The following is a 7537-nucleotide window of genomic DNA, read 5'->3' as shown; positions in this document are numbered from 1 at the left end:
GCGGTGGCGCAGCTCGATCGGGAGCACCGCCAGCGCCACCAGCGCGCCGATCGCGCCCGTGACCACGAAGCCCCACACCGGCGCGGTCGCGTCGATCACCGCGCCGGCCAGCGGTGCGCCGAGCGCGATGCCCACCGTCACCGCGGAGCCGTGCAGGCCCATGGCCAGGCCGCGTACAGAGGGCGGGGCCAGCCGGCTGACCGCGTCGGAGGTGGACGCGAGGGTGGGGGCGCAGAGCGCACCGGCCGGGATCAGCGCGAGACAGAGCAGCCACCAGTGCGACCCGCCCAGCCCGACCGGGATGGTGGCGAGGCTCAGCGCCGCCATCAGCGCCAGCGGGGAGAACGAGCGGCGTACCGCGCCGTAGGCGAAGCCGCCCATCAATGAGGCGACCGCCCAGGCAGCCAGCACGGCGCCGGTCCAGCCGATCTCGCCCCCGGCGCGGAGCACGGCGACCACTGCGACGTCGGTGCCGCCGAGCACCAGCGTGCCGGCGAGGCTGACCGCCAGCACGGCGAGCAGACGCGGGGTGAGCCATTCGCGGCGGTGCACCGGGCGCTGCGGCCCGGCCTGCTCGTCGGCGGCTCGCACCGGCGGGTTGAGCAGCCAGAAGCAGATGCCGGAGCCGACGATCCCGGCGCCGACCGCCCAGAGCGTCAGGCGCGGCGTGACGGCGGTGGCCAGGGCGACGGCGAGCGCCGGGCCGACCATGAACGACAGTTCCATCGCGATCGAGTCCAGCGCGTACGCGGGCCGGCGCTTCTCCACCGGCACGAGCGCGGCGATCGACTGGCGGATCATCGAGAAGATGGGCAGCGCGAGCAGCCCGGCGAGGAACGCGGCCGGGAGCAGCACCGGGTACGGCAGTGTGGGCGCGGCGGACCAGAACAACGCCTCGGCGACAGTGGTGAGCACCAGCACCGGCCGGAGCCCTCGACGGTCGATGAGCCGCCCGAGCAGCGGTGCGCCGACTGCCGCGCCGATCGTGGACGCGGCGCCGACCAGGCCGGCGGCGCCGTAGCCGCGGCCCAGGTCGAGCACCACGTAGAAGGTGAGCGTCACCCCGGTGGCGGTCAGCGGCACACGGGCCAGCACCGACACCAGCAGCAACGATCGGAGACCGGGCAGCGCGAGCGCTTCCCGGTAAGGCTTCAGATTCACGACGGACCGTACCTCCGGCGCCATCCTGGGGCCGGGGTACGACACCTGCAACCGATTACCCGGTCAAGCGGTCCTGATCACAGGCTCGCCCACCGTGGTCACCCCGGCGCCGTCGAGCGCCCGCAGCGCCACGTCGAGCGTGTCCGGCGCGACCGCCGCGGTCAGGTCCAGCAGCACCGTGGTCCGGAAGCCCTCCCGGGCGGCGTCCAGGGCGGTCGCGCGCACGCAGTGGTCGGTGGCGATGCCGACCACGTCGACCCGGTCCACGTCGTGCCGGCGCAGCCAGTCGGCCAGGCACTCGCCGTCGGGGGCGTGCCCCTCGAAACCGGAGTACGCGGCCGCGTGCTCGCCCTTGTGGAAGATCGTCTCCACCCGGTCGGTGGCCAGCTCTGGGTGGAACTCGGAACCGGAGGTGCCGACCACGCAGTGGCGGGGCCAGGAGTCGACGTAGTCCGGCGGGTCGCCGAAGTGCGCCCCCGGGTCGACGTGGTAGTCCTTCGTCGCGACGACGTGGTCCCACCGGTCCGGCTCGGCGGCGAGCATCCGGGAGATGCCGGCGGCCACGCCGGCCCCGCCGCCGACCGCGAGGGAGCCGCCCTCGCAGAAGTCGTTCTGCACGTCCACGATGATCAGGGCGTTCGCCATCTGACGGGTTCCTCCTCAGCTCGCGGGTACGACGGTCACCGGTACGGCCGGATCTCCGGCGGAGAGCTTGAGCCCCTCCCACGGGATGGAGATCAGGCACTGGCGCAGGTGGTCCCGGGACTCCTCCAGCGTGGGCGGCGTCTCCGGCTCGCCCGACACCACGTACGAGTGCTGGAGCAGCCGGTCGTTGGGCTGCCGGTCCGGCACGCCCTGCGGCACGATGACCTCCTCGGTGGCGGTGCCGGTCGGCTTGTGCCGGCGGACCGCGACCTTCCGGCCGCCGATGGTGGCCTTGTGCTCGGAACGCTTGACCACCGGCCGCCCCTCCACCTCGACCAGCTTGTAGACCAGGCCGGCGGTGGGTGCCCCGGAGCCGGTCACGACCGCGGTGCCGGCGCCGTACATGTCGACCGGTTCGGCGGCGAGCGCGGCGATGGCGTACTCGTCGAGGTCGCCGGAGACGATGATCTTCGTCTCGGTGGCGCCGAGCGAGTCGAGCAGTTCGCGGGACTGCTGGGCGATCACCGCGAGGTCGCCGGAGTCGATCCGGACCGCCCGCAGCTCGGGCCCGGCCACCGCGATGGCGTTGCGGATGCCCTGGGCGATGTCGTACGTGTCGACGAGCAGCGTGGTGTCCTTGCCGAGCGTGGCGACCTGGGAGGCGAACGCGGTCCGCTCGTCGTCGTGCAGCAGCGTGAAGGCGTGGGCGGCGGTGCCCGCGGTGGGGATGCCGTAGCGCTGCCCGGCGGCCAGGTTGGAGGTGAACCGGAACCCGGCCAGGTAAGCGGCCCGCGCCGCCGCGACGGCGGCCTCCTCGTGTGCCCGGCGGGAGCCCATCTCGATCAGCGCCCGGCCGCGGGCCGCGGTGACCATCCGGGCGGCAGCGGCGGCGACCGCGCAGTCGTGGTTGAGCACCGACAGCACCAGCGTCTCCAGCACCACGCACTCGGCGAACGTGCCGGACACGGTGAGGATCGGGGAGCCGGGGAAGAACAGCTCGCCCTCGGCGTAGCCGTCGATGTCGCCGGTGAACCGGTAGTCGGCGAGCCACTGCGCGGCCCGGTCGTCCACCACGCCGGTGCGGCGCAGGAAGTCGATGTCCGCCGGGTCGAACCGGAAGTCGCGGATCATCTCGATCAGCCGGCCGGTCCCGGCGACCACGCCGTACCGGCGCCCGGTCGGCAGCCGCCGGCTGAACACCTCGAAGACGCAGCGTCGGTCGGCCGTGCCGTCATGCAGGGCCGCGCTGACCATGGTCAGCTCGTAGTGGTCGGTCAGCAGCGCGGGGCGAAGGGTGCTCACCGCTCCAGCCTAGAGTTCAGCCCGGGTCCGTGCCGTCGTGCCCCGGCATCGACCGCAGGGCGGCCCGCAACTCGCCGCGCCCGGCGACGCCGAGTTTGCTGTAGACGCGTTGGAGGTGGTTCTCCACCGTGCGCGTGGACAGGAACAGCCGTTCAGCGATGGTGCGGCTGGTCACGCCGTCGGCGGCGAGGCGGGCGATCTCCCACTCCCGCTCGCTGAGCGTCGGGCGCAGCAGCCGCAGCGCCGGGGTGGAGATCTCGTCGCAGCGGCGCAGCAGACCGGCCAGGCGTTCCCGGATCGGGCCGGTGGCGCCGCCCCGGACGTGTCGCGTCCGGTGCAGTGCCAGGGCGGTCGCCTCGGCCGCGTACACGGTCAGCTCCCGGTCGGCGAAGCCGTCGGCGACGGCGAGCAGCGCGTCCGGGGCGCCGTCGACGGCGGCCCGGCCGAACCGGGCGACCAGCGGCGGCAGCACGCCGTCGACCTGCTCGGAGAGTTCGGCCAGGCGTTGCGCCACGGTGCGGCGGCCACCGTCGTTGCAGGTCGGGCCGACCGGCGCGGCGGCCTGGTCCAGCCGGACCAGGTCGAGCAGGACGAGCAGCTCGTGCCCGGCCAGGCCGTCCTCGCGCAGCCGGTCGGCGAGCGCGCACAGGTGCTTCGTGGCCGCCGGCAGGTCACCCGTCGCGGCCTGGACCGCGCCCCGGGCCTGTTCCAGCCACGGGTAGAGCACAGCCATCCCGGGCGCGTGCGTCCGGTCCGCCTCGGCCATCGCCTCGGCCGCGTGCGTCGCGTCCCCGCGCAGCGCGGCGGCCTGGGCACGCTCGGCGTGTGCGAGACCCGCGTACACCCGGCTGGTGGCGAGCACCGCGCACGCCTCCAGGCTGGTCCGCAGCGCGTCGTCGCCGCGTCCGCGCAGCCGCGCCGCGTACGCCTGGAGGATGGCCAGGTAGCCGGTGCCGAGCCGGAAGTCGCCGGCCCCGGCCAGGTCGGCGAACTCGTCGGCGACGATCGCGTCGATGCCGGGCATGTCGCCGGAGAGCGTCAGCCGGGTGCCCCGGGCCAGTTCCATGGCGAGCTGGAGGTAGGGCATGTCGGCCCGCCAGCATGCCGCCTCGGCCTGCACCCGGGCGATCGCCGTGGTGCTGAGCCGGTACTGCCCCTGCGCGGCCTGGAGGTGGGCGAGCGTGCAGCGGGCCAGCTCCCGGGCGGCCATCGGGGCGGCGGGCCGGTCCAGCACCTCCTGGGCCAGCCGTACCGCGACGTCGACGTCGAGCCGGTGCAGCCGCATGATGGCCTCGAACGCGCGTACGCGGGCCCGGTCGGCGGGATCGCTCAGCTCCTCGCCGCGCGCGGCGATCTCCTCCACCGTGGACTCGCGGTTGAGCCCCCAGTAGCTGACCATCCCCCGCACGGTCAGCCACCGGCTGCGCCGCCGGTCGTCGTGGATCTCACCGGCGACCTGGTCGAGCACGCCGAGCGCCTCGTCCGGCCGGTCGCCGAACATCAGGATGGTGGCGAGCAGCTCCGCCGCGTCCGTGCCGCCGCCGGCCTCCAGCGCGGCCCGGGCCAGCCGGGTGGCCAGCGGCACGTCGTACCGGCCGAACGCCTGCACCGCCGCTTCGAGCAGCAGGGCCACGTCCTGCGCCGTACCCGAGTCGAGCCGCCACACCGCGACGCGCAGCAGGTCCTCCCGGCGGCGCTTGCCGACCTGTTCCAGCAGCCCGGCCAGGGTGGCCTGGAGCCGGCGGGTGCGGCTGACCGGGCAGTGCCGGCGCATCACCTCGCCGTAGAGGGGGTGCGCCAGGCGGACGTTCAGCCGCCGGTCGTCGTGGACCAGCGCGATGAGCCCTCGTTCCTCGGCGGTCTCCACGTCCGCCGGGTCGACCGCCCGTTCCAGCAGTTGCAGGCCCAGCGGCTCACCGAAGGCGACCAGCTCGACGACCGCCCGGACGCCGGGGGTGAGCTGGCCGATCCGGGTGCCGATCAGCTCGGTGAGGCTGGGCGCCAGCTCCAGCCGGCCGGTCCACGTCCAGATCCCGTACCTGCGGTTCAGCTCGTCGTCGGCGGCCAGTACCAGCTCCCGCAGCAGCAGCGGGTTGCCCGCGGAGAGCTGGAACAGCCGGTCCGAGGAGCAGGCGTCGACCGGCCCGCCGAGGATGGCGGCGAGCAGCCCGGTGGTCTCGCTGCGGCACAGCGGGCCCAGCTCCACCAGGTCGACCAGGTCGTCGGTCCAGAGTGCGCGGATCGGCAGCGGGACCTGCTCGCCGTTGCGCAGCGTCCCGATGACGTACGCGTTCTCCGAGCGGGCGACCAGGTGCACGAGCGCCGCCGAGGGCGGGTCGAGCAGATGCGCGTCGTCGATGGCGAGCACGATGGGCCGTCCGGCGGCCTGTTCCTGGAGCACGTCCATGGCCCAGCGCAGGATCCCGGCGGGGGAGAGGCCCTGCGGTTGCGTGGCGGGCAGCACCTGGACCAGCCCGCCGAACGGCAACGCGGCGGTGGTGGCGCTGGCCGCGATGGACCAGATCGCGTACCGCTCGGGGGAGAGCGCGGCGACGCCCTCGCGCAGCAGCCGGCTCTTGCCGACCCCGGCGTCGCCGCTGAAGAGCAACCCGCGCCCTTCCGGGCCGCCGACCGCCGACAACAGACGGTTGAGTTCATCAGTACGGCCGACGAACTCCCACCTACTCATCGATGCAGCATATCGACCGTGTTCCGTCCGCGTACGCACCGTCACGCAGTGAAGTTGAGTAATCTGTTCCTTACCCGTGAGTACCGGATGTGTTGGTTGTCGGATGGCCGACACCCGTACTCTTCCGGCAGCCCCTGCACCCAGGGAAAACCGCGACCGGTACTCCGGTCGCCCGACCGGGAGGCCACCTGATGACGCCAGGTCCGCTCCCTTCGGTCGACGTGCCCGACCCAGGCCGGCAGGCCGAGCCGCCCGGATGCGCCCCGCTGCCGACCCGGCTCGGGGTGACCACGCCCGGGCCGGACGAGCCGATGGCGGTGGTCGTCGCCGGCCCGGCCGGCGCGAACCGGCGCGAGCTGATCGCCGGCCTGCTCGGGATCGAGGCCGCGACGCTCGCCGTGCCGCCGGGAAGCAACCTGCTGGTGCAGCACGCCGCCACCCCGACCCGCGCCGCCTACGTCCCGGGCTACCGCCAGCCGCACGCCTACGGCGCCGACCCGCTCGCCGCCGGCCCGGCGCTGGCCCGGCCGCCGCGCCGGGTCGAACTGAGCCTGCCCGATCCGCTGCTGCGGCACTTCGCGGTGGTCGACACGCCGGACACCGGCACGCTCGGCGTGGCCGGCGGCCGGGTGCTGCGCGACGCCGTCGGCCGGGCCGGCGCGCTGCTCTTCGTGATCTCCGCCGACCAGGCGTTCAGCGCGACCGAGCTGCACCTGCTGGCCGAGGTGGCGCGTGCCGGGGTCGAGGTGTTCTTCGCCGTCACGCCCGGCGTGACCGGCCCGGCCGCGCCGGGCGACGGCGCGCGGGCCCAGGACCGGGCGGCGTCCGGCCGGACCGGGTCGGCCCGCCGGCTCGACCCGGTGTCGGTCTCCATCGAGGCGCATCGCGCGGCGCTGCTGGCCGCGGTGCCGGCGCTCACCCCGGCCCGGTGGTTCCCGGCCCGCCGCGCCGAGCTGCCGCAGCTGCGCCGCGCGCTTGTGGGCTGGGCCGCCGACGAGGTGCTGCGTCGCGGCAGCGACCGTCCGCCGGTGCCGGCCGGCGCGCACGGCCGGGTGCCGGTGCTCGGCGGCGTCGAGCCGGGTGAGCTGGCCGACCGGATCGACCGTCAGGCCCGCGCCTGCGCTCGCCGGATCCGTCAGCACCTCGCCCTGGAGCTGGCCAACATCCACCTGCGGGTGGTGCAGGAGATCGTCTTCGGGGTCGGCTGCGCCGGCCTGCCGCAGATGCTCGACCGCGAGCTGGAGGCGCTGTCGCTGCTCGCCACCGCCCAGTGCGACGAGGCCGTGCGGGGCCTGGTCGACGAGGCCGCCGCCCGGGTGTTCGGCGCGCCGCTGGCCGAGGGCGTACGACGGCGGATCACCCACGCGGTGCGCTGGGGCCTGGCCGACCACCCGGACGCCCCCGAGCTGGACCGGGTGCTTCTGGTGACCAGCACGGCCGGGGTCGCCGGGCTGACCGGCGCCGGCGCCCTGGACGCGCTGGCCGGGCTGCCCGGCGCGCAGCGCGACGAGGTGCTCCCACCGGTCGGTGTCGCCCTCAACGGCGGCTGCTGGCAGCACTGGCGGGCGCCCGGCAACAACGACGCGAACGCCGCTCGCTCCTGGTCTCAGCGCGCGCTGCGCGAGGTCGAACTCGAACTGTCCCGCGAGGTGTCCCGCCGCTTCGAGGTGATCCGTCTCTCGCTTGGCGCGGTGCTCGCCGATGCGGTCGACCACGGCATCCTGCTTGCCTGACCACGGC

5 protein-coding genes are annotated in these 7537 nt (G+C 74.8%); 1 reads left to right on the top strand and 4 read right to left on the bottom strand.

What is annotated here, in order from left to right:
* The 4 genes from F8279_RS19125 to F8279_RS19110 form a co-directional block, all read right to left on the bottom strand.
* Positions 1-1185 (bottom strand): MFS transporter (locus F8279_RS19125; protein WP_151500649.1); only part of this gene is annotated, 1185 nt, incomplete at its 3' end.
* A 39-nt stretch (positions 1186-1224) separates the two neighbouring features.
* Complete coding sequence (locus tag F8279_RS19120) at positions 1225-1806, bottom strand: isochorismatase family protein (RefSeq protein WP_151500648.1); 582 nt, start codon at positions 1804-1806, stop codon at positions 1225-1227.
* Between the two features lie 15 nt (positions 1807-1821).
* The gene (locus F8279_RS19115; RefSeq protein WP_151500647.1) at positions 1822-3108 is read right to left on the bottom strand and encodes a nicotinate phosphoribosyltransferase; all 1287 of its coding nucleotides are present in this window, start codon (positions 3106-3108) and stop codon (positions 1822-1824) included.
* Positions 3109-3124: 16 nt separating this feature from the next.
* Positions 3125-5797 (bottom strand): LuxR family transcriptional regulator, encoded by a 2673-nt coding sequence (locus tag F8279_RS19110; protein ID WP_151500646.1) that lies wholly within the window; start codon positions 5795-5797, stop codon positions 3125-3127.
* Positions 5798-5988: 191 nt separating this feature from the next.
* Between F8279_RS19110 and F8279_RS19105 the strand changes: the two genes are divergently transcribed.
* The gene (locus tag F8279_RS19105) at positions 5989-7530 is read left to right on the top strand and encodes a hypothetical protein (RefSeq protein ID WP_151500645.1); all 1542 of its coding nucleotides are present in this window, start codon (positions 5989-5991) and stop codon (positions 7528-7530) included.
* Positions 7531-7537 lie beyond the last annotated feature (7 nt).

It is taken from the genome of Micromonospora sp. AMSO1212t, assembly GCF_008868145.1.
Classification (GTDB): domain Bacteria; phylum Actinomycetota; class Actinomycetes; order Mycobacteriales; family Micromonosporaceae; genus Micromonospora; species Micromonospora tulbaghiae.
This window is presented reverse-complemented; position numbering and strand designations above follow the sequence as displayed.

What these genes read in the sequence shown, in the direction of transcription:
- F8279_RS19120 (WP_151500648.1), bottom strand. Translation starts at nt 1,806, where the DNA reads ATGGCGAACGCCCTGATCATCGTGGACGTGCAGAACGACTTCTGCGAG.
- F8279_RS19110 (WP_151500646.1), bottom strand. Translation starts at nt 5,797, where the DNA reads ATGAGTAGGTGGGAGTTCGTCGGCCGTACTGATGAACTCAACCGTCTG.
- F8279_RS19105 (WP_151500645.1), top strand. Translation starts at nt 5,989, where the DNA reads ATGACGCCAGGTCCGCTCCCTTCGGTCGACGTGCCCGACCCAGGCCGG.